At 59.1% G+C, this 24959-nt stretch carries 23 protein-coding genes; 10 read left to right on the top strand and 13 right to left on the bottom strand.

The features are described 5' to 3' along the window. Positions 1-61: 61 nt before the first annotated feature. The 3 genes from AC3ITA_RS02740 to AC3ITA_RS02750 form a co-directional block, all read right to left on the bottom strand. A complete protein-coding gene (locus tag AC3ITA_RS02740) occupies positions 62-745 on the bottom strand; it encodes a hypothetical protein (protein WP_150673194.1) in 684 nt (227 codons plus the stop codon). Between the two features lie 74 nt (positions 746-819). Next, on the bottom strand, positions 820-1581 hold the full coding sequence (locus tag AC3ITA_RS02745; protein ID WP_095944760.1) for a hypothetical protein: 762 nt from the start codon (positions 1579-1581) through the stop codon (positions 820-822). Between the two features lie 278 nt (positions 1582-1859). After that, complete coding sequence (locus AC3ITA_RS02750) at positions 1860-2789, bottom strand: LysR substrate-binding domain-containing protein (RefSeq protein ID WP_191628397.1); 930 nt, start codon at positions 2787-2789, stop codon at positions 1860-1862. Between the two features lie 109 nt (positions 2790-2898). Here AC3ITA_RS02750 and AC3ITA_RS02755 point away from each other — a divergent pair, with 109 nt between their 5' ends. From AC3ITA_RS02755 to AC3ITA_RS02765, 3 genes are all read left to right on the top strand, one after another. Continuing rightward, the gene (locus AC3ITA_RS02755; RefSeq protein WP_489279355.1) at positions 2899-3537 is read left to right on the top strand and encodes an FMN-dependent NADH-azoreductase; all 639 of its coding nucleotides are present in this window, start codon (positions 2899-2901) and stop codon (positions 3535-3537) included. Next, entirely contained in the window at positions 3538-3843 is a 306-nt protein-coding gene (locus AC3ITA_RS02760) for a DMT family transporter (protein WP_056725381.1), read from the top strand. 107 nt (positions 3844-3950) lie between these two features. Further along, positions 3951-4841 (top strand): esterase/lipase family protein, encoded by an 891-nt coding sequence (locus AC3ITA_RS02765; protein WP_489279356.1) that lies wholly within the window; start codon positions 3951-3953, stop codon positions 4839-4841. Between the two features lie 99 nt (positions 4842-4940). Here the strand turns inward: AC3ITA_RS02765 and AC3ITA_RS02770 are convergent, their stop codons facing one another. Then, the gene (locus AC3ITA_RS02770; RefSeq protein WP_150673190.1) at positions 4941-5828 is read right to left on the bottom strand and encodes a DMT family transporter; all 888 of its coding nucleotides are present in this window, start codon (positions 5826-5828) and stop codon (positions 4941-4943) included. Between the two features lie 97 nt (positions 5829-5925). On the opposite strand from AC3ITA_RS02770, the gene AC3ITA_RS02775 reads away from it, so the two are divergent. The 3 genes from AC3ITA_RS02775 to AC3ITA_RS02785 all read left to right on the top strand — a co-directional run bounded on the left by AC3ITA_RS02775 (position 5926) and on the right by AC3ITA_RS02785 (position 8343). Continuing rightward, entirely contained in the window at positions 5926-6720 is a 795-nt protein-coding gene (locus tag AC3ITA_RS02775) for an AraC family transcriptional regulator (protein ID WP_095944765.1), read from the top strand. A 64-nt stretch (positions 6721-6784) separates the two neighbouring features. Then, entirely contained in the window at positions 6785-7093 is a 309-nt protein-coding gene (locus AC3ITA_RS02780; protein ID WP_150673189.1) for a PsiF family protein, read from the top strand. 236 nt (positions 7094-7329) lie between these two features. Continuing rightward, complete coding sequence (locus AC3ITA_RS02785; RefSeq protein WP_056725372.1) at positions 7330-8343, top strand: AI-2E family transporter; 1014 nt, start codon at positions 7330-7332, stop codon at positions 8341-8343. A gap of 125 nt (positions 8344-8468) precedes the next feature. Here AC3ITA_RS02785 and AC3ITA_RS02790 read toward each other — a convergent pair whose 3' ends face one another. Then, entirely contained in the window at positions 8469-9743 is a 1275-nt protein-coding gene (locus AC3ITA_RS02790; protein ID WP_095944239.1) for an Hsp70 family protein, read from the bottom strand. Positions 9744-10041: 298 nt separating this feature from the next. On the opposite strand from AC3ITA_RS02790, the gene AC3ITA_RS02795 reads away from it, so the two are divergent. After that, entirely contained in the window at positions 10042-10992 is a 951-nt protein-coding gene (locus AC3ITA_RS02795; RefSeq protein WP_095944238.1) for a DnaJ C-terminal domain-containing protein, read from the top strand. Positions 10993-11019: 27 nt separating this feature from the next. Continuing rightward, positions 11020-11325: a chaperone modulator CbpM gene (locus AC3ITA_RS02800; protein ID WP_414928566.1), complete on the top strand. Its 306-nt coding sequence runs from the start codon at positions 11020-11022 to the stop codon at positions 11323-11325. Between the two features lie 135 nt (positions 11326-11460). On the opposite strand, the gene AC3ITA_RS02805 is transcribed toward AC3ITA_RS02800, so the two are convergent. Next, positions 11461-12588: a sensor histidine kinase gene (locus AC3ITA_RS02805; RefSeq protein WP_489279360.1), complete on the bottom strand. Its 1128-nt coding sequence runs from the start codon at positions 12586-12588 to the stop codon at positions 11461-11463. Between the two features lie 246 nt (positions 12589-12834). Here AC3ITA_RS02805 and AC3ITA_RS02810 point away from each other — a divergent pair, with 246 nt between their 5' ends. Further along, positions 12835-18105, top strand: a complete 5271-nt coding sequence (locus tag AC3ITA_RS02810; RefSeq protein ID WP_489279361.1) for a dermonecrotic toxin domain-containing protein — start codon at positions 12835-12837, stop codon at positions 18103-18105. Positions 18106-18171: 66 nt separating this feature from the next. Here the strand turns inward: AC3ITA_RS02810 and ureC are convergent, their stop codons facing one another. The 6 genes from ureC to AC3ITA_RS02840 all read right to left on the bottom strand — a co-directional run bounded on the left by ureC (position 18172) and on the right by AC3ITA_RS02840 (position 22609). Next, positions 18172-19872, bottom strand: coding sequence for an urease subunit alpha (ureC, locus tag AC3ITA_RS02815; RefSeq protein ID WP_095944234.1), 1701 nt, complete (start codon positions 19870-19872; stop codon positions 18172-18174). A gap of 139 nt (positions 19873-20011) precedes the next feature. Beyond that, positions 20012-20317 carry an urease subunit beta gene (locus AC3ITA_RS02820; protein WP_095944233.1) on the bottom strand — a complete coding sequence of 102 codons (306 nt, stop codon included), beginning with the start codon at positions 20315-20317 and terminating at the stop codon, positions 20012-20014. Then, on the bottom strand, positions 20317-20850 hold the full coding sequence (locus tag AC3ITA_RS02825) for a GNAT family N-acetyltransferase (protein ID WP_095944232.1): 534 nt from the start codon (positions 20848-20850) through the stop codon (positions 20317-20319). Before AC3ITA_RS02825 ends, AC3ITA_RS02820 begins: the two co-directional genes overlap by 1 nt. Before the next feature lie 6 nt (positions 20851-20856). Further along, entirely contained in the window at positions 20857-21390 is a 534-nt protein-coding gene (locus tag AC3ITA_RS02830; protein ID WP_489279363.1) for a GNAT family N-acetyltransferase, read from the bottom strand. 9 nt (positions 21391-21399) lie between these two features. Then, positions 21400-21702 (bottom strand): urease subunit gamma, encoded by a 303-nt coding sequence (locus AC3ITA_RS02835; protein WP_095944230.1) that lies wholly within the window; start codon positions 21700-21702, stop codon positions 21400-21402. Positions 21703-21769: 67 nt separating this feature from the next. Beyond that, positions 21770-22609, bottom strand: coding sequence for an urease accessory protein UreD (locus AC3ITA_RS02840; protein ID WP_489279365.1), 840 nt, complete (start codon positions 22607-22609; stop codon positions 21770-21772). Between the two features lie 249 nt (positions 22610-22858). On the opposite strand from AC3ITA_RS02840, the gene AC3ITA_RS02845 reads away from it, so the two are divergent. Next, positions 22859-24229 carry a DUF4329 domain-containing protein gene (locus tag AC3ITA_RS02845; protein WP_489279367.1) on the top strand — a complete coding sequence of 457 codons (1371 nt, stop codon included), beginning with the start codon at positions 22859-22861 and terminating at the stop codon, positions 24227-24229. 18 nt (positions 24230-24247) lie between these two features. Here AC3ITA_RS02845 and urtE read toward each other — a convergent pair whose 3' ends face one another. After that, positions 24248-24946, bottom strand: coding sequence for an urea ABC transporter ATP-binding subunit UrtE (gene urtE, locus AC3ITA_RS02850; protein WP_489279368.1), 699 nt, complete (start codon positions 24944-24946; stop codon positions 24248-24250). Between the last annotated feature and the right edge of the window lie 13 nt (positions 24947-24959).

The following is a 24959-nucleotide window of genomic DNA, read 5'->3' on the forward strand; positions in this document are numbered from 1 at the left end:
AACGCTATTGGCCAATCGGTTGCCAATAGCGTGGTGGGCGGATTACCGGTAACGTCATTTTCTATCGCTGCGTAACTTCAACTTGAATCAAGTCGGTTTTTATCTTGCTGCCGAGTTTGTCTATAACCGTCTTGCGAATGCTGTTGTATTTTTCTTGCTCCAGGTAAGCAGTCCATTTGCTTATTTTAAGATCGCTGAGTATGTCTTCTTTGTCCAGGTGCTCGTCAAGGAAAGAAATGTTTACAGGGTGGCTGGCATTCAACGAAATCTGAATGGAAATAATGGTTTTGTTTTCGAGGATAATGGTTAGAAATGGATGGATGTTGATAGTGCTTTCAGTATTCAAGTTGTTTGTGTTGGGACTGTTGAATTGCAATTTGTTTAATATTGCTTCGGTGGCGTTGGATTGATCCGGCAGGCGCTTTATTGAGGTGAGACATTCCGATATTTGAGCTTTCTGTGACGCTGATAAGAAATCTTGTAGCGCCAGTTCTATGAGCGTTAAAAGACTCGTCGGTTGTTTTTTCAGGATCTGGCTTCCGCTATTTTTAGTTGTCCAGAATATGGAGCCAAGAAATTTTCTGTATGGGCTAAGTCTGTCGTCGAGGGCCGCGCTGGAGCTAGTTACTAAATGTGCGAGCAGGCTGGAATGCAAGATGTCCTGCTTTAGTGTCTCTGCGTGAGAGCCCAGGAAGATAGTGATGTTTCCATCGACGACATAAACTTCTGATTTGTTTTGAATCATCCGTGACCTCGTTAAGTTGTGTTTGTGAAGGTTCGTAAAGTAATTACGAACCTTTTATTCAGAAACGTCGGGACTTATTGGAAGCCAGGAATGTCGTCAATAGCGCTTTTAGCTGCCTGTCCGAGTTTTCTGAGCACCCCATCACGCACCTGGTCATACACTCCAAGGTTAAGGTATACAGCTTGCGCTGCTGTCTTGATGCGTGTTTCCTGGCTGGTGGATTTCCAGAACAGAACGCCTCTACTGCTTTCGCGGACATTGAGGGTGTTGCAGTTCAGGACCATCATCGGGGAGCCTTCCTTTGTCTGCCATACAGGGGACATGTCAAATTTGGCGTCAGATCCAATATTGGCTTTCCGATTGTAAATATCGATCAGGCCTTGGTTGTTTTTTACACCATCTACAGCTTTGGATGCCAGCTCCAGCAATTTCGGAGCATTTGCCCCCACCAGTCCTTGTAAAACATAGGCGGCGACGATGTCCATGGTTAGACCGCTGCGCTTGATCGTCTGGTCTTTTACCTGGGAGGCTTGAGTGACCCAGCCAAGTGTTGCCAGTGTGTCGATGTAATATTTGTACCATTGATGCAGCTCTTTGATTGGGTCGTAACGTTGAGTTGCAGCGTTTTGTACCAGTAGCTTGCAGTTGTCGACATCTTTGCGGTTTTGTTCCGAAACACCGGCCATATAGATGTTCATCATTTCCGGGCCGACAGTGCCGCTTTCTTTATTGGGGTCTATCGGAGTGTGTACGGAAAAAGGTTGCATTGATGGTGTGGCGGGTACTTCCAGGGTTGGCAGCGAATCCAGGAATTCAAGTCGTTGTTCAATGTGCATGGTTCTAGTCCTTTATGATTAAAGCAGACTTCTTGTCTGTGGTTTTAATATAAATAAGTGGTGTGGCAAGTCCAGTGAGTGTTTGTAACTCGATGCTGGTGTTTTGAACTTTCGATAAAGTTATTGTGGTGAACTAGTTGCCATATGGCTTTGTTGGTTGCCACAGGTCTTTTAGTATATCCGCCATGTCATCAGTTCGATGACCGGCGATTCGCCGAGCAGGCGCAGCGCCGCTTCGCAGTTGGCGCTGTAGCTTTCGGTAACGGGATATCTGCCGGTCAGTCATTCACCCCAGGTGCCAGCGCATGCCCGGACAACAATGCCTCTTCACGCAACCACGCAAAAAAAGCCCGAACCGGTGGATGTCGCTCACGCCCCGGTACGCACAGCGCGCTATAGCCGGCGCCATCGACCTGGACTTCCCCCCGGTAGGGCAACAACAGACCACCGGCCACGCTTTCCGATACAAGAATATTGCTTGCCAACACCAGGCCTTGCCCGGCAATTGCCGCTTGCAGGGCGTAATGCTCTTCGTCGTATTCGCGCACGGCGGGCTGGTCGCTCAGCCAGGTTTCGCCGGAGCGAGCGCACCAGGCTTCCCAGCCGTGGGCATAGAGCTTGGAGTTGTGCCAACGAACGCTGATCAGTGTGGGGGTGCGACTCGACGCCAAGGCCACTTGTTCGGGCGAGCCATAGACACCAAAGGACTCATCGAACAGGCACTGGCCGTACAGGTTGGGGTAATCATCAAGGCTGTAGCGCAGCACCAGATCGACACTGGCGTCCTGATGCAGATCGATGACTTCGCAGTGGGTATCGAGGCGCACATTGATGTTCGGGTGCCGGGCGTAGAAGCGTCCCAGCCGTGGCACCAGCCACAGGGCGGCGAAGGCGGCGGTGGTGGAGACCGTCAGGCTGGCGCCACTGCGTTGCGGGCGCAGGGTATCGACACTTTGCGCCACTTCGAGGAAAGCCCCGTGCAGGCTCTGGAACAGCCGTTCACCGCATTCGGTCAGGCGCACCTGGCGTGGCAGGCGCTCGAACAACGGCACGCCGAGCCAGCTCTCCAGGGAGCGGATCTGGTGGGACACCGCCGTCGGGGTAACGGACAGTTCTTCGGCGGCGGCCTTGAAGCTCAGCAAGCGCGAGGCGGATTCAAAGGCCCGCAGGGCGGTCAACGGCAACGAGGCAAACATTGAACACTCCATGGATGAAATGAATTCATCCAGACTGATTTCTGCTCATTTGAACAAGGACGGTGGTGGGCTTCAATCTGCAAGCCACAAGCCGTTTGAGTTTAGCCCTGAGGAGAGACAGATGAGTAGAATTCTTGCTGTTCACGCCAGCCCCCGTGGTGACCGTTCGCACTCACGGCGTTTGGCCGAAGTGTTTCTGTCGGCCTGGCAGTCCCGTCATCCACATTCACAGTTGACCCGGCGCGAAGTCGGTCGGGCACTGATTCCTCCGGTCAACGAGGCATTCGTGGCCGCCGCGTTTTACCCCGAGCCCGCCGCTCGGCCGCTGTCGATGCAGGCTGACCTGGCCCTCAGCGACGAACTGGTTGGCGAACTGCTTGGCCACGATGTGTTGCTGATATCCACGCCGATGCACAACTTCAGCGTACCCAGCGGCTTGAAGGCCTGGATCGATCAGATTGTGCGGGTGGGAGTGACCTTCGATCACACCCTGGACAATGGCGTGGCCCAGTACGAGCCCTTGGTGCAGGGTAAAAAGGCCTTGATCATCACCAGCCGTGGCGGCTTCGGTTTTGGCCCGGGCGGCGAACTGGAATCCATGAACCATGCCGACACGCTGCTGCGCACGGTGCTCGGATTCATCGGCATCACGGACGTCACCGTGGTGGCTGCCGAGGGTGAAGAGTCCGCCGAGCGTAGCTTTGAGATCTCTGCCGCCGAGGCTGAGCGGCGTCTGTTGGCGCTGGCCGGGGAGTTCTAGATGGCCTGGCTGTTTCTGCTGGTCGCCGCCGGGTTCGAAGTCACCTTCGCCATGGGCATGAAGTACGCCGAGGGCTTTACCCGGCTCTGGCCTTCGCTGATCACCGTGGTGGCCGCTGTGGGTGGGATCTATTTCCTGACCCTGGCCATGCGCGAGTTGCCGGTGAGCATCGCGTACCCGATCTGGACCGCCATCGGTTCGCTGGGCACGGTGTTTCTCGGTTTCGCGCTGCTGGGTGAAAGCCTGAGCGTGATCAAGCTGGTCTCGGTCGGGCTGATCGTGGCGGGCGTGGTGGGGTTGAAGTAGGGCGGATGACATAGACTTGTCGCTGAGTTGTCATCTTCGCTGGCGATGCTTGGCGGATGTCTTGCATCCCGCCTTGCGTCACCGCCCGACCACCAGGATGTCCGCCCATGTCGCAAGGTTCTGCCCCGCGCTACCCGCTGGTGTTGGTCCCGGGAATGCTCGGTTTCATCCGGTTGGTGTTTTATCCGTACTGGTACGGGATCGTCGAGGCGTTGCGCCATGGTGGTGCGGTGGTGTTCACCGTGCAGGTCTCGCCGCTCAATTCGAACGAAGTGCGCGGCGAGCAATTGCTTGTGCGTATCGACGAAATTCTGCGGGAGACCGGGGCCGCCAAGGTCAACCTGATCGGCCATAGCCAGGGCTCGTTGACCGCCCGTTATGCCGCGGCCAAACGCCCGGACCTGGTGGCATCGGTGACATCGGTGGCGGGGCCGAACCACGGTTCGGAGCTCGCCGATTACCTGCACGAGCATTACCCCCATGACAGTGTCCGTGGTCGTCTGCTGTGCTTTTTGCTGCGAATGGTCGCCGTGCTGATGGGGTGGCTGGACACCGGTTACCGCGGGCCGAAGCTGCCGGTGGCTATCCATGCGTCCCATCACTCCCTCACCAGCGCTGGCGTCGCGCTGTTCAACCAGCATTATCCACAGGGATTGCCCGAGACCTGGGGTGGTCAGGGGCCGGAGGAGGTCAACGGCGTGCGCTATTACTCCTGGTCCGGCACCTTGCAACCGGGCATCACCGATCGCGGGCGCAATCTGCTGGACGGCACCAACCGCACTTGCCGGCTGTTCGCTAAAACTTTCGTCCGCGAAACCGGGCATTGCGACGGCATGGTCGGACGCTACAGCTCGCATCTGGGCATGGTGATTGGTGACGAATATCCGCTGGATCACTTCGATATCGTCAACCAGTCGCTGGGGCTGGTAGGCAAGGGAGCCGAGCCGATCCGCTTGTTTGTCGAGCATGCGGCGCGGCTGAACGCGGCAGGGCTTTAGACCGGGTTATCGTTCATCGCGAGCAAGCTCGCTCCCACAGGTTTTCGGTGGGGTCGACACAACACCTGTGGGAGCGAGCCTGCTCGCGATGGCGTCAGATCAGGCAACACTGACCTTGCGACCCAACACCGTCGTCCAACGCTCGGAAACAATCACCCCGCCCAAGGTCAACACCCCGCCCACCAGGTGGTACAGCGCCAGTTGCTCATGCAGTACCACCGCCGCAATCAAGGCGGTAATCAGCGGCAGCAAATTGAAAAACTGCGTGGTCCGGCTCGGCCCCAAACGCACCACGGCTTGCATCCACGCCAGCGGCGCGACCATCGAAGCCAGCAGGCAGGCGTACAGCACCAGCGGAATGTTCTGCAGGGTCGGGCCGACTTTTGGTGAGGCGATGAACAACGGAAACAGTACCACCACGGCCACCAGCACCTGCAGATACAGGAGCACCAGCGGCGGCAGTTTCAGTTGCCACTTTTTCAACAGGGTGCTGTAGACCGCGTAGGCCAGGGTGGCGATCAGCATCATCGCGTCGCCCAGGTTGACCCCGTGTTCGAGCAATGCGCCAAGGCTGCCGGACGACACCACTACCAGGACACCGGCGAACGACAGCACTGCTCCGGCCAGGGCGCCCATGGTCAGGCGCTGGCCGAGGCTGATGATCGCCATGGCGAGCGACATCAGCGGCATCAGCGACAGGATGATGCCCATGTTGGTGGCCGAAGTCAGGCTCGCGGCGAAGTACGCCAGGCTTTGATAGACCGCCATGCCGAGAACACCGAGGACAAAGATCTTGCCCAGTTTCGGGCGGATCAGCGGCCAATGGGCGAGCACCGGTTTAAGCATGAAGGGCGTGAACAGCAACCCGGCCAGCAGCCAGCGGTAGAAACCGATCTCGGCGGGGAAGATCGCCCCGGCCGACATTTTGGTGATCACGGTGTTGCCGGCCCAGATAAAAATGGCCAGCAGGGGATAAGCGTATTGCATCGGGAAAAACCAGAACGTTAATGAAGGGCAATTATCCGCTTGTCTGGATGCAAGCCTATACTTCGATCCAGACAACCGGCCCTTGATGACGGACAGCATGAGCAGTAAACACATCGATCTGCTGGATTTCAGCGAACTGCCGTCGGCGGTGTACTTCCGCTACGCCGATTTCGACGCCCACGAATACGCCGCGCCCCATCGACATCCCTGGGGGACGCTGGAATACGCAGCCCATGGCGTGCTGCACATGGACGTCGAGGGCAGCCGTTTCATGTCGCCACCGCAATACGCGGTGTGGGTGCCGCCGCAGATCGAGCACAGTTTCTACAGCCACCAACCGGTCAACTACCGCGCCGTGTGCCTGGCACCCAAGGTCTGTGCCGACTTGCCGTCGCGGGCCTGCACCCTGGCCATCAGCGACATCCTCAAGGCGATCCTCAAGGACTTCGCCGCCCGGGACGTGAAGATCCCCGAGCAGGCCGCCGACCGGCGTCTGGCCCAGGTATTGGTGGACCAGTTGCAACAGGCTCCGGTGCACGAGTGCTACCTGCCCTATGCCAGCAGCCCCGGGTTGCTCGGAATCCTCGAAGCGTTGCAGGCCGAGCCTGGGGATAACCGGCCCCTGTCGGAGTGGGCTGCACGCATCCATGTCAGCGAGCGCACCCTGGCGCGGCAGTTCGTGCGGGAACTGGGCATGAGTTTCGGTGAGTGGCGCCAGCGCCTGCGTTTTCTGGCGGCGATCGAAGCGCTGGATAGCCCGCGCAGCATTCAGGAAATCGCCTTCGACATGGGCTACAGCACCGGCTCGGCGTTTATCGCGATGTTCCAGCGCCAGGCCGGATGTACGCCGGAGCAGTATCGCCGCAGCCATCTGGAGAACAGGAAGGTGTAACAGGGGTTGTCTACACTTCAGAACAAGGCCGCGCCCCTCGGTGTGGCGACCAGGAGAAAACTCCATGAAGATGATGCGTGTCCCTTTGTTGATGATCGGTTTGCTGCTCTGTTCCCAAGGCTTCGCCGCCACAGCCCAACAGGAAAAGATGACTACCTGCAACGCCGATGCCACGGCCAAAAGCCTCAAGGGCGACGAGCGCAAAGCCTTCATGAGCACCTGCCTGAAGGCCGCACCGGTGGCAAACGATGCCGGCAAGGTCCTGACCCCACAGCAGGAAAAAATGAAAACCTGCAACGCCGACGCTGCCACCAAAGCCTTGAAGGGTGATGAGCGCAAGGCGTTCATGAGTGATTGCCTGAAGAAAAAATAAACATTGAGCCGATTGATGTGGCAGCTGCGAGGGCCTCATCGCGAGCAGGCTCGCTCCCACAGTGGGACTGAGTGCACTGGACAAATGTGGGAGCGAGCCCGCTCGCGATGAGGTCGGTCGGGGCACTGCAAAAGAACCTGAACCCCGACCAAGGTCGCCCCACACAATCTCTAGTGCTGGCACCGGATCGCTGGCAGACTGCCAATCCTTTTTATGCCGTTTGTTTTTGAGGCTGTATGCCAACGTTTTCTCAGCGTCAAGTCTTGCTGGTCATCAGCTGGGTCATCATTTTCGGCGGGCTGCTGCTGGTCCTGCCGCTGCGGTTGCTGCCCAGCCTGCTCGCCGGGCTGCTGGTGTTCGAACTGGTCAACATGCTCACCCCGCAACTGCAACGGCTAATCGAAGGCCGGCGCGCGCGCTGGCTGGCGGTGGCGTTGCTGGGGACTCTGATTGTCAGCGTGCTGTCGCTGATCTTCGCCGGTGCCTTCAGCTTCCTGCTGCACGAGGCGGAAAACCCCGGCGCTTCCCTCGACAAGTTCATGGGGGTGGTCGACCGTGCACGCGGGCAACTGCCGCCGTTCATCGACGCCTATCTGCCGGCCAGCGCCGCGGAGTTCCGCGTGGCGATTGGCGAGTGGGTCAGCAAACACCTCAGCGATTTGCAACTGGTGGGCAAGGACGCGGCGCACATGTTCGTGACCTTGCTGATCGGCATGGTGCTGGGTGCGATCATTGCCTTGCAGCGCGTGCCGGACCTGACCAAGCGCAAACCGCTGGCGGCGGCGCTGTTCGAGCGTCTGCACCTGCTGGTCCAGGCGTTTCGCAACATCGTGTTCGCCCAGATCAAGATCTCTCTGCTCAACACCGTCTTCACCGGGATTTTCCTGGCGGTGATCCTGCCGATGTTCGGTATCAAGCTGCCACTGACCAAAACCCTGATCGTGCTGACGTTCCTGCTCGGCCTGCTGCCGGTGATCGGCAACCTGATGTCGAACACCCTGATCACCATCGTCGGTTTGTCGTTGTCGATCTGGGTCGCTGTGGCGGCGTTGGGTTACCTGATTGTTATCCACAAGCTCGAATACTTCCTCAACGCGCGCATCGTCGGCGGGCAGATCAGTGCCAAGTCGTGGGAGTTGCTGCTGGCGATGCTGGTGTTCGAGGCCGCGTTCGGCCTGCCGGGGGTGGTGGCGGGGCCGATTTACTATGCGTACCTGAAGAGTGAGTTGAAGCAGGTGGGGATGGTTTGATCCGCTGGATCTTTATTGCGTGAGCTGGCCCCTTCGCGAGCAGGCTCGCTCCCACATTAGTCCTGTGAACTCAGGTCCATTGTGGGAGCGAGCCTGCTCGCGAAGGGCTCACCACAGTTTTCGGATCAGTCCATAGAGCCGTAACGCTTGGCCGCCTCAATCGCCAGACCGCTGCCGATACTGCCAAAGATGTTCCCTTCCACATGCCGCGCATTCGGCAGCATCGCCGAAACACTGTTGCGCAGCGCCGGAATCCCGCTCGAACCACCGGTGAAGAACACCGTATCGACCTGGTCGACCCGCACATCGGCGTCTGCCAGCAGTTGGGTGACGCTGTTGCGCACCCGCTCCAGCAGGCTGTCGATGGCCGACTCGAACAGTGCGCGGCTCAAGTCCACGCTCAGGCCCGCTTCAATACGATCAAGCGGCACGTGGCGATTGTCGGCGTGGGTCAGCTGGATCTTGGTTTCTTCCACTTCCATGGCCAGCCAGTGCCCGGCGCGCTGTTCGATCAGCTTGAACAGGCGGTCGATACCGCCGGTGTCCTCGATGTCGTAGCGCATGCTGCCCAGGGCCAGTTGCGACTTCTGCGAGTACACCGAGTTGATGGTGTGCCAGGTCGCCAGGTTCATGTGGTGACTGGTCGGCATGTAGGCGCCGCTCTTCATGCGGCTGCCGTAGCCGAACAGCGGCATCAGGCCTTGCAGGCTGAGCTGTTTGTCGAAGTCGGTTCCGCCGATGTGCACACCGCCGGTGGCGAGGATGTCCTCGTGGCGGTTGTCCACGCCCCGACGCTCCGGCGACAGGCGCACCAGGGAGAAGTCGGAGGTACCACCGCCGATGTCGACGATCAGTACCAGCTCTTCTTTCTCGATGGTCGACTCGTAGTCGAACGCAGCGGCAATCGGCTCGTACTGGAACGAGACTTCCTTGAAGCCGATCTTGCGCGCCACGTCGACCAGGGTGTCTTCGGCTTCCTTGTCGGCCATCGGGTCATCGTCGACAAAAAACACCGGCCGACCCAGCACCACTTCTTCGAACTCCCGACCGGCGGACGCTTCGGCGCGGCTCTTGAGCTGGCCGATGAACAGCCCGAGCAGGTCCTTGAACGGCATCGCCGTGCCCAGGACGCTGGTGTCGTGCTTGATCAGCTTGGAACCCAGCAGGCTCTTGAGCGAGCGCATCAGGCGGCCTTCGTAGCCTTCCAGGTACTCGTGCAGCGCCAGCCGGCCGTACACCGGGCGACGTTCTTCGATATTGAAGAAGACCACCGACGGCAGGGTGATCTTGTCGTCCTCCAGCGCGATCAGCGTTTCCACGCCGGGGCGCAGCCAGCCGACAGTGGAGTTGGACGTGCCAAAGTCGATACCCAAGGCACGGGCTGGAGATGCGTTGTTCATGTCTTTCAGGTTCCGGTTAAAAAACGGCCGCGCAGTGTATGTCAGAGCGCGCCAGATTCGAAGGCCGGTTATCTGCTAATTCTTCGTGGACAATGCCTTGAAAGATGGGGTATTCCCCCCAAACTACCCTGCATCAACCGGACAGCCGCGGGATTGCTCGCAAGAAGCCCCGCCTGCTGCCGATAAACTTCTGCCGCGCCGCCCGGTCACAAACTTGAGATCGGTCAAACCAATGGCTGCAAACAAGCGCATGCTGTGGCCTGTGGCGCGATTCTGATAACGGATGGTGATTCCCTCGATGGACTTCAAAGACTATTACAAGATTCTCGGTGTGGAGCCGACCGCGGACGACAAGGCGATCAAGGCTGCCTATCGCAAGCTGGCGCGCAAATACCACCCCGACGTCAGCAAGGAAAAGGATGCCGAGGCGAAGTTCAAGGATGCTTCTGAAGCCTATGAGGCACTGAAAAGCGCCGACAAGCGCGCCGAATACGATGACTTGCGCCGCTATGGCCAGCACGGCCAACCCTTTCAGGGACCACCGGGCTGGCAAAGCCGTGGTGGCGGTTTCGGTGGTGGCGGTCAGGACACGGGCGATTTTTCGGACTTCTTCAGTTCGATCTTCGGCAACCGTGGGCCTGGTTTCAGTGGTGGTGGACAATCGCGTCGCAGTACCGGACGTCGAGGGCAGGACGTGGAAATGGAGCTTGGGGTTTTTCTCGAGGAAACACTGTCGACCGAGTCGAAGAAGGTCACCTTCCAGGTGCCGCAGTACAACGCGGCCGGCCAGCATGTGAGCAACACCAGCAAAAGCCTGAACGTAAAGATCCCGGCCGGCGTAAGCGACGGCGAGCGCATTCGCCTCAAGGGGCAGGGCGCTCCGGGCGTGGGTGGCGGGGCCAATGGCGACCTGTACCTGACGATCCGTTTTGCACCGCACCCGAAATTCGATGTCGAAGGCGAGAACCTGATCATCACTTTGCCACTGGCACCGTGGGAACTGGCGCTGGGGGCTGAAGTCGCCGTGCCGACCCTGACCGGCAAGATCAACCTCAAGGTCCCGGCCGGCAGCCAGAACGGCCAGCGCATGCGCGCCAAGGGCCATGGTCTGATGAACAAGGCCGGTGAGCGCGGGTACCTGTTCGTGCAACTGAAAGCCGTGATGCCGAAGAAAACCGACGATGACATCAAGGCCCTGTGGCAGGAGCTGGCGAAAAAAGCCGCGTTCGACCCGCGAGAGCATTTTTGATCCCTTAGAACCAAGGAGTCACTGACTATGAGCAGTCCCCTGAACGTTCAACTGGACATGGCGGAATTCTGTGAGGCGACCGAGTTGTCGGCCGTCTACGTGATCGAAATCGTCGAGCACGGCATCCTCGAACCTCAGGGCGCTCAGCCCAAGGACTGGGTTTTCAACGACTACGAGCTGACCCTGGCCAAGCGCGCCGCCAAGCTGCGGCGCGACCTGGATCTGGAATGGGAAGGCGTCGCCCTGGCGCTGGACCTGCTCGAAGAAGTCCAGCAACTGCGGGCGGAGAACCGGATGTTGAAGCAGCGGTTGGGGCGGTTGGTGGTCGAATAGATGTTCTGGTGGTTTTGTATTGCCCGATAGGGCCTCTTCGCGAGCAGGCTCGCTCCCACATTGGTTTGTGTCGTGATCAAAATCCCCTGTGGGAGCGAGCCTGCTCGCGAAGAACGATAACGCGGTATTGCGGCATCACAACTTCCTTGGCAACACCACGGTAAACGTCGTGCCATCTATCTCACGGGAACTGACTTCAATCGTCCCCTGATGGGCATCAACCACCTCCTTGACGATAAACAACCCCAACCCGAGGCTGGTAGTAGGCTCGCCGAGTTCTTCGCTGGCACTGCGCACCAGCGGATCGAAAATCGTCGGGATCGCATCGCAGGGGATCGGGGCTCCGTCGTTGTGCACCGTCAGCCGGACGCTGTCAGCCTCGCCTCTGAGGCGCAGCGTCACGTCACGTTTGCTTGAGCCATGCTGCAAGGCATTGCCGATCAGGTTTTGCAGCATCTGATCGAGCCGGCGCGGGTCCCCGTTGCCGCGGGTGTCACCCTGGACATCCAGGGTCGGATTGCATTCCGGTTGACTGGCGCAGGCCCGGGCAATCGCTTCACGCGCCGCTTCGGCCAGGTCCATGGGCGCCGGCTCGATCGGCAGGCGCTTGCCCAGGCGGCTGCGCACCAGTTCCAGCAAGTCTCCGACCATCACCGCCAGGTGCCCGGTACTGCGCAGGATATTGACCGCGCACTTGAGCGCATCACCTTCGAGCGCGGCTTTGCGCAGCAGTAGTTCGGTGGACATGCTCACCGCCTGCAGGGGCGCGCGCAGGTCATGGCCGAGGATCGCCAGAAAAATGTCCCGGGATCGATTGACCTGCTCGGCATAAGTGGCCGTGGACTCGGCCAGGGCCTCGTCGATGGCTTCGTTGAAACGGATCATGTCCTGGAAGTAAGCCAGATCAGGCGATTGCAGGCTGTTGACCCACAGGCGGATGACACAGGCGCGCAAGTGACGGAATTCGCTGGTCATCTGCACCAGATCAAAACCCACGGTATGGCGCAGCTCGCCGTGGCTGGCGCCTGCCTCGTCGAGGCTGGGAGTTTTCTCCGGTCCTTCGCCGCGCGCCTTGGCTGCCTGCTCGGCAGGTGTCTGGGGTTTGCACATGTCCCGGGCCGCAGCCTGCAGGATCGACCGGGCATGGTCGCGCAAGGCGACGCGGTCCATGGTTTCGGCGGCCGGGGTGATGGTTTTGGCGAACAGCTCCCATTCATCGACGATGCGATCAACGTGTAACACGATGAATTCGGAAAGACGCATGGCGATTACCTGTTCATGAATCGGGGACAGCGAGTCGAATAGTAGTCCCTTTGCCGGAAAAAGCACGACCGCTCATGCAGTGGCACGGGCGGACGTGCCAATGGCGGTAGATATGTGTTTTTGGCTCCCTGAATTTCGATACCCCGGAGCCTTTTCAGAGGCCATCCAAGCAGCTATTTGGACTTTTGTTTCAGGTGCAGGTGAATAAGCTGGTGGTTCTTTTCCTGTCATCAAGGTGATTCAAAAGTGTCTGATTTGCATGGAAGCAACTCACAGAAAATACCGGACGGAGTGTCCATCGATAGTCACGGGATACATTACCGTCGTGCAAAAGACGTGATCCCCGGCGCCATCAAAAATGCGCCGGTGGAGAGATTGAAGTCCCTGCTGGCGCTCAAGCCGCAAATGCCCGAGTGGTATAGCGGCGCGCGGGAGATCGACCGTCAATACCTCAAGCAGTTGATGGATGAGCGCTGGCGTTTGCAAGGCGTGCTGGATCAGACCCAGGGCGAGTTGAAGCATGACATCAATGCCTTCGCCGAACCGCTGCTCAAAACGGCTTTGCAGTCGAAGTTCACCACGGTCGAGAACTTCAACGAGCTCACCGTACACCTTGAAGTGCCGAGCAAGTTCATTTTCGGCATCGACACCGGGGCCAGTCGTGTTCGCCAATCCACGTTGCTGGAAGCGGCGCTGCACAACTTTGAAGAGGACGAAACCGGCGAGGGCGAAGTGCGTAATAGCTCCGGCATTTACCGCAAGGACAGCAAGGGCAACCTCAGCCTGGAGCCGGCCATCACCCTCCCGGCATTTGCAGCGTTGTGTCGAAGCCTGGACATCGGTAGCCAATACCAACGGCACATCAAGTCCGTCCTGTTGCCCGATACCCCCCAGGCACAGCGAACTTTGCAACAGGACTCGGTGGCCAGTGAAAAGGCCGCCTTCGATGTAGCGGCACTGATTGCCCTGTTGAAGGGCGACATCACCAGTCATGCCTACGGCCAGTTGAGAAAGATGCGTGACAGCCAGGCCGACATCTCGTTGTACGAGCAGCCGTTGCATTGCCATCGTTTGTCGCTGATGGGCTTTCGGTTGACGGGCATCGTGCTGTTCAGCGCGGTCATCGAGCCCTCGCAGATAAAAAGCGAAATCGATGGTTTGACGCCCGCCCTGTTACGGTTCTGGATTGACTGGTCTCGCCGTATCCCTGTTCTGCCGGGGAAGGAATATGACCAGTTCAAATTGTTGCAGGCGTTCTTTGCCAATGGCTCGCAGGGCCTGAGCGAAGAGCTGCTGCGTCGGGACGACATTTTTCAGCAAAGCCGTTTGTCCGGACCATTGATCGCCTATGTGCCGGATGATCCTGATCATCCCCTGAAGGAATATCCTTCGGTGACTGCGTTCATGAAGGCGCTGTTGGGCCAGCTGAGAAATACCGACTACCAGTCCTTTTTCAGCCGTTTCGTCGCGCAGTTTGACAAAGGGGCGTTTTTCACCCGGGTCAACGAACGTCTCACGACCGTCACCTGGCATGAGCGCGAACCGCTCGACATGGGGCCGTGGTGGCGTGAAACGGCAGTCGAAAATCCCGATGCAGAACCCCTCACCAATCAGATTGCGGGGGATCTTTGGGATGCACTGTTTTTGGCACGCCGCGACAAGGCCATCGCCGATGCCCGACTGATTGCCGTCCCGACCGATGACGAGGATGCCAACGCACGCTTCAAGCGCCTGACCAGTTACCTGTCGATCGGTTGGAACGTTTTCAATTTTGCCGCGATGCTGGTACCCGGGTTGGGCGAAGCCATGCTCGGCATCATGGTCGCGCAAATGCTCGCCGAGGTGGTCGAAGGCATCGAGGACTGGAGCAAGGGTGACAAAGAAGAAGCCTCTGCCTACTTCAACGGGGTCTTGATCAACTTCGCGCAACTCGCGCTCATGGGTGCCGGACACGTGCTACCGGGCGCGGGTGTCACGCCGATCAAGGTTTCACCGTTTGTCGAAGGCCTCAAGCCGGTGGAGGTTGGCGGCAAGGAGCGCTTGTGGAGCCCTGACCTCGGTCCCTATGAACAACCTGTCGCATTGCCCGATGGGGCGAAGGCCGGTGACACAGGGCTGTACCGTCATCAGGATCAGGACCTGCTGCGGCTCGATGACAAATGCTACGCAGTCAAGCAAGACCCGGGCACTGGCCAGCATCGGCTGCAACACCCGACTCGCACCGATGCGTATCAGCCGCTTTTGGAGCACAACGGCGCCGGCAGCTGGAAGACTGAACTCGATCAGCCGCTCGAATGGGACAAGGGGCAAATACTCAGGCGCCTGGGCGCTTCTGTGGATGGACTCTCCGATGAAACCCTGGAGCAGATTCTGACCGCCAGTGGCGTGCACGAAAATGTGCTGCGCCGGCTTCACGTCGAACAGGAGACTCCTCCCGCACTGTTGGCCGATACCCTCGAACGCTTCAAGGCTCATGCCGATGCACAAGCCTGCGCAGAGCAGATTCTGGCCAAACGGATCGGCGAGGAATGGGCCGATTACGCTGTGCGATCCATGACCGAAATGGGTGGCTGGCCCGGCGACAAGGCCATTGAAGTCTTTCAGGGGCCGGGGCTGACAGGCGCGGCGATCAAGGACGGCTATGCCGAGGCGTCACCAGCCAATACGCTGCGGATGACCTGGTCTGACCTGCTGGCGGGGGAACTGCCAGAGCGCGTGGTGGGTTTCCTTGACGAGCAAGCGCTTCGTGAGATGCTTGGCGAATGGTTTGCAGGTGATGCGCAGAAGCGTACCGAAGCACTGCGCGATCAATGGGCGGGGCAGGTGAGTCAGCGTAAAAGCCAGCTGTTCGACCTGTTGTACAAGCGACGGACCCGTTCGGACGATTCGTTGGTAAACCTGCTCAAGGGCGACTTTGCAGATATCTCGATAAGCCAGGCGCAAGAACTGCTGGGTGAAGCGCATCCCTCTGACGTGCAACACCTGAACGAAAAAAAACGCGTGCCGCTGCGCCTGGCTGAACAAGCCCGGAAGGCCGCCGAGCAATTGCGGGTAACGCGAGCCTATGAAGGCCTGTACCTCGACACCTTGCACAACGCCGATACTGCGCGCCTGGAGCTGCATTCACTGGCAGCCCTGCCGGGCTGGCCGGCGGACCTGCGACTGGAGATTCGTGAATATTCATTCGAAGGAACGCTGACCGACAGTCTCGGCCCCGTCGACGCGCCGATCCGCAAAGTGCTGATCCTGGATGAGGATGGCAAATACGAAGCAAGGGACGACAGCGATCAACATCTGCACGGCAAGGACAATCTTTATGTCGCGGTGCTGCACGCCTTGCCCGACACGCAACGAACCGCCCTGGGATTTGGCATCAACGAAGCGACGCGACTTGAGCAGGCAATTAAGGCCCGTCCATTGGATCGTTATGTATTTGAGCCGATCCTGCGGGACAACCCGAATTTCAAACCGGCCTACGACCCGAAGGTCATGCGCCTGCGTGGCGGTATGCCCGGATACGCACGGCAAGTGCCGCAGGGGCGGGGCTATCGACATCGCCTGCGTGCGCTGCATCCGAGCTTTACGGATGAAGAGATTGAAGCGCGACTGACGGCGTTCAGCCAGAACGGCGGATCGGTGGAGGCTAACCTGACCGCGCGGGAGAACGCGTTCAATCAATTCAACCGGACCATGCAACGCTGGATGAACTCACCGACGGCCTCCTTTCGGTTCTCTCCGGCGGGCGTTGCGGAATGGGTTTCGCGGGACAAGTTTTACACGGCGCTCAGGCAGTGCTTGCAGCGAACCGGACCGGAAGGGGTGCAGGTTGCGGGAATATTGCGGCCTCAAGCCTTGGTGCTCGACAACATTTCTCACTTGAGCCGGCATCTGGAGACGCTGCCCAGGCTGGATGTCGAATTCAGTCACGTCACCAGCCTGACCATGCGCAGTTGCAGGCTCGGTGCCGAGCACATGCCCTTTCTCGATTCCTTCCGCCAGGTGCGTTATCTCAACTTGCAGGACAATCTGCTGACGGCCGTTCCAGCAAGGCTCGGTGACATGAGTCATCTGACGGACCTGTCCCTCAGCGACAACAATATTGTGCTGGATGCGGTGGCAGTGGATCTCCTGAAGAAGCTGACCCGCCTCAGGTCCCTGGGGTTGCGCAAAAACCCGTTGGGGCTGGTTCCGGACATCAGCCGAATGCCACACTTGCAGTTCCTCTTGCTCGACGGCACCGGTCTGGATACCTGGCCTGTCGGGCTGTTTTCCCAGTCGCGACATCGCGCTTTCTATCTTGATTTGCGCTTCAACCCGATCAGCAGGATACCCGAGGTGGCACCCGGATCGTTTCGCGCCGAGTTGCTGGCACGCACGGTGATCAGCCGTGAGCCGCACTGGATCTCATCTGAAAATCTCGACATCCTGAAGTCTTACATCGAGTCGGTCGGCATGGACCCGGAACGTCTCTATCCACCGCGAGGTATGCTCGACAGTGCCGAGTGGGACGCGGGTATTTCCCAGCAGCAGTTGCCGGAAAAACTGAAAATCTGGGACGAGCTCGAGGATGAATTCGACTCGGAGCCATTCTTCAATGAAATCCGCAAGCTGACCGAATCCGCCGACTTCAAGGCTGGCGGCACCTATCAGTCAGAACTGACGGCCAAGGTCTGGCGCATGCTCGAAGCCATGGCCCGCGACAGTGAACTGCGAATTAAACTGTTCGATGAGGCAGCAACCCCCACCGAATGCGTGGATGGCGGTACGCAACTGTTCAATGCCATGGGCGTACAGGTGATGGTTTGCGAGGCATATGCGCTGGTGCGCGTGGACTTGATCGAGGCACAGTTGCTGGAGCTTGCCCTGGGCAAGTCCCGCCTTGACGAACTGGGTGCCATTGCTCGCCAACGGGTGGTCGCACGCCTGGAGGCGGGAGAGCAGTTCAGTCGGTTCAACGCTGATGGCGATATGACCGGCACCATCGATGAGGTGGAAGTGCACCTGGCCTACATGACCGACCTGGCCGAGCGCCTGGATTTGCCATGGCAGGCGCGGGGTATGCAGTTCCGCAGCCTGGCCGAGGTCAGCCAAGAGATGATCGAGGCAGCATTCCAGCGGATCAAGGCGCTGGAGGAGGGTGATCTGCTGATCGACCGGATCTTCGAGCAACCGCTCTGGAAAACCTGGCTGGAGTCGACTTACCGCGAGGAATTGAATGGCTTGAAACGCCAGATTGACGCCACCATCGACTTGCAGGATGCGTTGCAGCGCAGGGCCGAAGGTACGCGGCTCACCACCGAGGAAAAGACTGCGGTGGAGGCGGAAATCAAGGGGCTGTGCAGCGAGTTGGGCAAAAGTGAAAGTGACTTTGCCGATGGCCGGCTGATGACTGATGAGGAATATGTTCAAGCCCTGGAAGACATCGATCTGCAGATTACGCAGTTGCTGAAAAAACTGACACGGGACGCGATGAATCGGGCCAAGCTAGATCGGCTACGGATTGAATCCGGCCAGTAACCATGCAAAAAACAGAGGCCTCTACACGCTGTGTACGAGGCCTTTGTCTGTCATGCGGTTACCGATTCAGAACAGGAAATAACGCTGGGCCATCGGCAAGGTTTGCGCTGGTTCACACCATAGCAGCACACCGTCGGCCTTGACCTGATAGGTCTGCGAATCAACGTCGATATTCGGCAGGTAGTCGTTGTGGATCAGGTCGGTTTTCTGCACGTCACGGCAGCCTTTGACCACGGCGATTTTCTTCTTCAAACCCAGGGCTTCGGGCAAGCCTGCATCTTGTGCGGCCTGGCTGATGAAGGTCATGCTGGTGGCGTGCAACGAGCCGCCGAAGCTGGCGAACATCGGTCGGTAGTGCACCGGTTGTGGTGTCGGAATCGAGGCGTTGGCGTCACCCATAAGGCTGGCCGCAATGGCACCACCCTTGAGAATCAGCGTCGGCTTCACGCCAAAAAATGCCGGGCGCCAGAGCACCAGATCCGCCCATTTGCCTACTTCCACCGAGCCCACTTCATGGCTGATGCCGTGGGTGATCGCCGGGTTGATGGTGTATTTGGCGATGTAGCGCTTGGCGCGGAAGTTGTCGTTGCCCTCACCATCGCCGGGCAGCGGCCCGCGCTGTTTTTTCATCTTGTCGGCGGTCTGCCAGGTGCGGGTGATGACTTCGCCGACCCGGCCCATGGCCTGACTGTCGGAGCTGATCATCGAGAACGCGCCGAGATCATGGAGGATGTCTTCGGCGGCAATCGTCTCGCGGCGGATGCGACTTTCGGCGAACGCTACGTCTTCGGCAATGCTCGGGTCGAGGTGATGGCAGACCATCAGCATGTCGAGGTGTTCGTCGATGGTGTTGCGGGTGAACGGTCGGGTCGGATTGGTCGAGCTCGGCAGCACATTGGCAAAGCCGCAGGCCTTGATGATGTCCGGCGCATGACCGCCACCGGCACCTTCGGTGTGGTAGGTGTGGATGGTGCGGCCCTTGAAGGCGGCGAGAGTGGTTTCGACGAAACCGGATTCGTTGAGGGTGTCGGTGTGGATGGCCACCTGCACATCGAACCGGTCGGCCACGCTCAGGCAGTTGTCGATGCTCGCCGGTGTGGTGCCCCAGTCCTCATGCAACTTGAGGCCGATGGCACCGGCCTTGACCTGTTCGATCAAAGGCTCCGGCAGGCTGGCGTTACCCTTGCCGGTCAGGCCGATGTTCATCGGGAACGCGTCGGCGGCCTGGAGCATGCGCGCCAGGTGCCACGGACCGGAGGTGCATGTGGTCGCATTGGTGCCGGTTGCCGGTCCGGTGCCGCCGCCGATCATGGTGGTGACGCCGCTCATCAGCGCCTCTTCGATCTGCTGTGGGCAGATGAAGTGGATGTGGGTGTCGATGCCGCCGGCGGTGAGGATCATGCCTTCGCCGGCGATGACTTCGGTGCTGGCGCCAATGGCGATGTTGACGTTGGGCTGGATGTCCGGGTTACCGGCCTTGCCGATCGCGGCGATGCGCCCGTCCTTGAGACCGACGTCCGCCTTGACGATGCCCCAGTGGTCGATGATCAGCGCGTTGGTGATCAGGGTGTCGACCACCTCGGCGGCCAGTAATTGGCTCTGACCCTGGCCGTCACGGATGACTTTGCCGCCACCGAATTTCACTTCTTCGCCGTAGGTGGTGAAGTCCTGTTCCACTTCAATCCACAACTCGGTATCGGCCAGGCGCACCTTGTCACCGACAGTGGGGCCGAACATGTCGGCGTAGGCTTGACGGGAAATCTTCATTCGTTCGCCTTGAAATTCAATTGAATTTGAAATCGTTCGCTGCGCTCACAATCGCGAGCAGGCTCGCTCCCACAGTTGACCGCATTCCAATGTGGGAACGAGCCTGCTCGCGATGGGGTCGGTGCTGACAACGCATTAATCAGAGGTCACCCATGATCCGCCCGGCAAAGCCGAACACCCGACGATGCCCCGCCAAATCCACCAACTCCACCTCGCGGCTCTGCCCCGGCTCGAAGCGCACCGCCGTGCCAGCGGGGATGTTCAGACGCATGCCGCGGCTGGCGGCGCGGTCGAACGTCAGCGCGTCGTTGGTTTCGAAAAAGTGGTAGTGCGAGCCGACCTGGATCGGCCGGTCGCCGCTGTTGGCCACTTTCAGACGGATCGTGCGCCGACCGACGTTGAGTTCGATCTCGCCGGGCTGGATCTGGTATTCACCGGGAATCATCAATGGGCTCCTTGGAGAATCTTGTAGTAGAGGGCAGTCGGCTTGTAGCGGCCACTCGGGTCGCAGGCGTAATCCGGGATTTCACCGGCGCGGGTATAGCCCAGTGATTGGTAGAAGTCCTCGGCGGGCGAGCCGGCTTCGGTGTCGAGGTAAAGCATGCCGCGCTTGTGCTGCAGGGCCGCCGCCTCCAGGGCACTCATCAGTTGCTGGCCCAGACCGCGACGCCGCGCATGTTCGCGCACCAGCAGCTTCTGCACTTCGGCACGGTTCAGGCCGTTGGCTTTCTGGCACAGACTCAGTTGCACGCTGGCCTGCACCTGCTCGTCCTTGACCACCACCCATAGCAACACATTGCCCTTGTTCAGGTTGTCCTGGACTTCATCGAAATAAGCGTGAGCCTGGGTCGCATCGAGGTCAGCCATGAAGCCGACACTGGCGCCATAGCCGACGGCATCGAGCAGCAGGTCGATCAGGCCCTGGCGGTAATGCGCAAAGCTTTCGACGTTGACGCGTCGCAGTTGGGCGGGGTTCATGGGCGATCACTCCTTGTTGACGACGGGTGGTTGCGCGCCAGGATTGAGGGTCAGTTGCATGAAGGTCAGGTCCAGCCAGCGGCCGAACTTGGTGCCGACCTGAGGCATTTGTCCGGTGGTGATAAAGCCGATGCGCTCATGCAAGCGAATGGAAGCGGCGTTACCGCTTTCGATGGCGGCGACCATCACGTGCTTGCCGCAGCCTTTGGCGCGTTCGATCAGCGCTTCCATCAGTTGCGGACCGAGGCCGTTGCCGCGCTGGTCGCTGCGCACATAGACCGAGTGCTCGACGGTGTGGCGGAAACCGTCGAAGGGTCGCCAGTCGCCGAACGAGGCGTACCCGAGCACCGTGTTGTCGGCATCGACAATCACCAGAATCGGATAAGCCTGGGATTGCCGGGCGTTGAACCAGGCCTGGCGGTTGTCGAGGTCGACCGCTTGCTCGTTCCAGATCGCCGTGGTGTTGAGTACCGCGTCGTTGTAGATGTCGCGGATGGCTGGCAGATCGGCAGGCACGGCATCGCGGATGTGGTAAGTCATGGCACGGCCTCAGGCGATGGGTTGGTGGACGGTGACCAGTTTGGTGCCGTCGGGGAACGTGGCCTCGACCTGAATTTCCGGGATCATTTCCGGGATGCCTTGCATCACTTGTTCGCGGGTCAGCAGGGTGGTGCCCAGGTGCATCAGGTCGGCCACGGTCCGGCCGTCGCGAGCGCCTTCAAGCAGGGCTGCGGAAATGTAGGCCATGGCCTCCGGGTAATTGAGTTTCACACCGCGAGCCAAACGCCGCTCGGCCACCAGGCCGGCGGTGAAGATCAGCAGCTTGTCTTTTTCGCGTGGGGTCAGGTCCATTGTTGCAATCCGTATTCGGCAGTTAAAGGTGTTGGATCTGTGAATACAAATCCCACAGAAAAGCAATTCAGGTGTTCCATATTCTTGGAGGTATTGCTTCGCGGCAAAGCAACGCAGGCCTAAGCAATCGCCACAAATCAATCAACCAGCCGCGCGCCACGAGTGCTTCACTGGCCAGACACCGTGCTACCAGCAATCCCGGCAACTGCGTCAGATCTCCGCGCACTTCGTTGGGTAGCGAGCGGCAGGTTTCCAGCAGTTCGCTGTCGATCTCACCCGTCACCAGCAACGTAGCAAACACCGGTTGCCCATCGAGCCCGATGGGCGAGTCCAGCAAACCGTCTGCCCCGACAATGCGCTGGCGTTCATGCCAGAGCAACTGGCCGTCGCGGCGGATATCCAATTGCGCCTGGAAGTGCCCGAGATCGAAGCGCTCGCCGCTGGCGGGTCGACCCAATGCAACCACGTCCCAGTAGAACAAGCGGGCATCGCCTTCAAGGTCAATAGAGGTACTGAGCTCAGCCTGGGCCGCGCTGAAAATGATCGTCTCCTGGGGCAGCCACTCCAGTGTCGCACCGGCCGCCACACGCAAGTCCAGCCGCTGATAGGCGGGGCCGGCGGCGCGATACCACTTGGCCGCGCCGGGGCTGGTGATTTGTGCCCAGGCATCGCGCTCGACACTGGCCGAGATGTCCAGCCGATCACCGCCGGCAATGCCGCCGGGTGGGTGGACGATGATGTGCTGGCAGATTTCTGGCCCTTCGGCATACAGGTGTTTTTGCACCCGCAACGGACCTTTGTGTCGACGCTGGACCGGGCGAGTGGTGTTGTCGAATCGGGCGTAGCCCAGCTCCAGTTCGGCGTGCCAACTGGGGGTAAACAAGGCACCAGATGCGGGAAGAGTCATAGTCAGTGCTTATCCGGAAGTTGTCAGGATGTTGCAAAGGCTGTGCCGCAAGGTATCCCGGGCAGGAGGCAACTATTGCTGGGGCTTGCGCACCAACAAGGGGCGCACTATGAAATGCCGAGCAACAAATTGGTGCTTAACCACCTTTTAGGCATACATATGTACCGCCATCCGTGCTTCCAAAGAACTCAGCATCCAAGCGTCCGCTCCCTCCTTCTGCGGGGCGACTGAACGTCTTGGAGTTTATTGATGACCACCGATACAGATCGTGAAAATGCTCGAAAAATGCTTGAGCAACTTGCAACGCTACCACTTGAGCAACCCGCCAAGGCCGCGCCGGTGCTGCCACCTGTCAGCCTTCCCTTCATTTGCGAAGACGATGCTGCGTATTGGGTTCACCAACATGAGCGTCTGAACGACAGAGAGTACGGTGCACTCATTTTGCAGCGCCCGGATGGCAAGTTTGTCGCGACAACACCTATCCAGGGTGAGGCAACTTCGTTTGATATGGAGCGTTTGCTGAACTACGACCGGCAGACCCAGACGATCAGCCATCCAGCCGGATACCTTTGCGTTGGCAAATGGCATAGTCATCCGGACATTTACAAGAGTATTGCCAAGGCGAATCCAACCTTCAACTCTGATCAGGTCAAGTTGTTCAACGCGCTGCCTTCGATGCCAGATGTCCATGGTGCGTTCAATCACCGGGACTTTTTTAAACATAGTTATGTTTCAGATCTTTCCGGTTCTCTGGTGGCTTATTCCATTAATCCACCGGACTCAGCCTACAGTCCTGTATTCCGAATGGGCCACAGACCCGAAGACATGGTCAGAAGGATCGCGGTCATCGGTCACATGCGTGTCCTGGAGCCAGGCACCCTGTGGGGTGGGCTGCGTGGCCCGATCACTGCTGAATGGACTCCCTACCAACCGGTCATACCCGGGCCTCCCAAACTCCAGCCGTTTTTTACGGGTGTTTTTGAAGACCCGGCCTCGGCGTTGAACGATGCCTTGAATCGTGTGCCAGCGACAGCGGGACATCAGCGTGTGGGTTTTATCCTCAAGCGTCGCGACCGTGACGAATACATCGCGACATTGCCGCTCAATCGACCTGATGGACTGTTGGCAATCGAGCAGGTATTTCCTGCCATTCCAGGCGGTTTTCGGTTACCGGAAAGTCAGACGTTGGCAGGTGTGTACCTGGGGCCAGAGTTGCTGGCGACGCCACTACCGGAAAAAGAGGCTGACTTGTATCAGCAGTTTTTCTCACCCCAGTCATTGGTATTCAGTGTTCAGCAGGCTCGGGAGTCAGGTTTGGTTGACTCCTCCGTGGGTTATTCGGTGTTCCGCCAGACCCCGGACGGTGCATTGCTGAAGTACCACAGCACGTTTTCTGAAGCCGAAGCCTGGGTTATCAAGACCGAAGGGGCGATGGGCGTCAACATCGATAAGCTCTTGTTGGGTGGACATCTGAGCGCTAAGGATTTTGTCTTGAGTGTTGCAGTAACGGGCGTACTGACGGTCGAAAAAAGCAGCCCGCTCTGGGATGTTGGCGGCGTGGTGGGTTCTGAATGGCTGCCCTATGCAGGGGCAAACCGCATCACCACGGATTCTGAATGAGCGCTGACAGTTCACTGCTCAGATCGTAACCAGCCCACGCACGCCCTCGGTTTCCATGTTTTCACCGCGACCCTGTTGCACGATTTCACCCCGGGACATCACCAGATATTGGTCGGCCAGTTCGGCGGCGAAATCGTAGAACTGTTCGACCAGTAGAATGGCCATGTCGCCCCGGGCCGCGAGTTTTTTGATCACGGCACCGATCTCCTTGATCACCGACGGCTGGATGCCTTCGGTGGGTTCGTCGAGGATCAGCAGGCGAGGGCGGCTGGCCAGCGCGCGGCCGATGGCCAGTTGTTGTTGCTGGCCACCGGACAAGTCGCCACCCCGGCGCTGCTTCATTTGCAGCAGCACCGGGAACAGCTCGTAGATGAACGCCGGCACTTCCTTCGCTTCACTGCCGGGGAAGCGCGACAGGCCCATCAGCAGGTTTTCTTCCACGGTCAGGCGGCCGAAGATTTCCCGGCCCTGCGGCACGTAGGCGATCCCGGCGTGCACACGCTGGTGCGGCTTGAGGGCGGTGATCGGCTTGCCTTCCCAATTCACTGCGCCTTCCTTGGCTGGCAACAAGCCCATCAGGCATTTGAGCAGGGTGGTCTTGCCCACGCCGTTACGGCCGAGCAAGCAGGTGACTTCGCCGACCTTCACGTCAAACGTCAGACCGCGCAGGATGTGGCTTCCGCCGTAGTACTGGTGCAGTTTTTCGACTTGCAACATTCTCAAATACTCC

Source organism: Pseudomonas sp. GL_090 (assembly GCF_057837765.1).

Coding starts and splice junctions, on each gene's coding strand:
- AC3ITA_RS02740 (WP_150673194.1), bottom strand. CDS start 745: ATGATTCAAAACAAATCAGAAGTTTATGTCGTCGATGGAAACATCACT.
- AC3ITA_RS02745 (WP_095944760.1), bottom strand. CDS start 1,581: ATGCACATTGAACAACGACTTGAATTCCTGGATTCGCTGCCAACCCTG.
- AC3ITA_RS02750 (WP_191628397.1), bottom strand. CDS start 2,789: ATGGAGTGTTCAATGTTTGCCTCGTTGCCGTTGACCGCCCTGCGGGCC.
- AC3ITA_RS02755 (WP_489279355.1), top strand. CDS start 2,899: ATGAGTAGAATTCTTGCTGTTCACGCCAGCCCCCGTGGTGACCGTTCG.
- AC3ITA_RS02760 (WP_056725381.1), top strand. CDS start 3,538: ATGGCCTGGCTGTTTCTGCTGGTCGCCGCCGGGTTCGAAGTCACCTTC.
- AC3ITA_RS02765 (WP_489279356.1), top strand. CDS start 3,951: ATGTCGCAAGGTTCTGCCCCGCGCTACCCGCTGGTGTTGGTCCCGGGA.
- AC3ITA_RS02770 (WP_150673190.1), bottom strand. CDS start 5,828: ATGCAATACGCTTATCCCCTGCTGGCCATTTTTATCTGGGCCGGCAAC.
- AC3ITA_RS02775 (WP_095944765.1), top strand. CDS start 5,926: ATGAGCAGTAAACACATCGATCTGCTGGATTTCAGCGAACTGCCGTCG.
- AC3ITA_RS02780 (WP_150673189.1), top strand. CDS start 6,785: ATGAAGATGATGCGTGTCCCTTTGTTGATGATCGGTTTGCTGCTCTGT.
- AC3ITA_RS02785 (WP_056725372.1), top strand. CDS start 7,330: ATGCCAACGTTTTCTCAGCGTCAAGTCTTGCTGGTCATCAGCTGGGTC.
- AC3ITA_RS02790 (WP_095944239.1), bottom strand. CDS start 9,743: ATGAACAACGCATCTCCAGCCCGTGCCTTGGGTATCGACTTTGGCACG.
- AC3ITA_RS02795 (WP_095944238.1), top strand. CDS start 10,042: ATGGACTTCAAAGACTATTACAAGATTCTCGGTGTGGAGCCGACCGCG.
- AC3ITA_RS02800 (WP_414928566.1), top strand. CDS start 11,020: ATGAGCAGTCCCCTGAACGTTCAACTGGACATGGCGGAATTCTGTGAG.
- AC3ITA_RS02805 (WP_489279360.1), bottom strand. CDS start 12,588: ATGCGTCTTTCCGAATTCATCGTGTTACACGTTGATCGCATCGTCGAT.
- ureC (WP_095944234.1), bottom strand. CDS start 19,872: ATGAAGATTTCCCGTCAAGCCTACGCCGACATGTTCGGCCCCACTGTC.
- AC3ITA_RS02820 (WP_095944233.1), bottom strand. CDS start 20,317: ATGATTCCCGGTGAATACCAGATCCAGCCCGGCGAGATCGAACTCAAC.
- AC3ITA_RS02825 (WP_095944232.1), bottom strand. CDS start 20,850: ATGAACCCCGCCCAACTGCGACGCGTCAACGTCGAAAGCTTTGCGCAT.
- AC3ITA_RS02830 (WP_489279363.1), bottom strand. CDS start 21,390: ATGACTTACCACATCCGCGATGCCGTGCCTGCCGATCTGCCAGCCATC.
- AC3ITA_RS02835 (WP_095944230.1), bottom strand. CDS start 21,702: ATGGACCTGACCCCACGCGAAAAAGACAAGCTGCTGATCTTCACCGCC.
- AC3ITA_RS02840 (WP_489279365.1), bottom strand. CDS start 22,609: ATGACTCTTCCCGCATCTGGTGCCTTGTTTACCCCCAGTTGGCACGCC.
- AC3ITA_RS02845 (WP_489279367.1), top strand. CDS start 22,859: ATGACCACCGATACAGATCGTGAAAATGCTCGAAAAATGCTTGAGCAA.
- urtE (WP_489279368.1), bottom strand. CDS start 24,946: ATGTTGCAAGTCGAAAAACTGCACCAGTACTACGGCGGAAGCCACATC.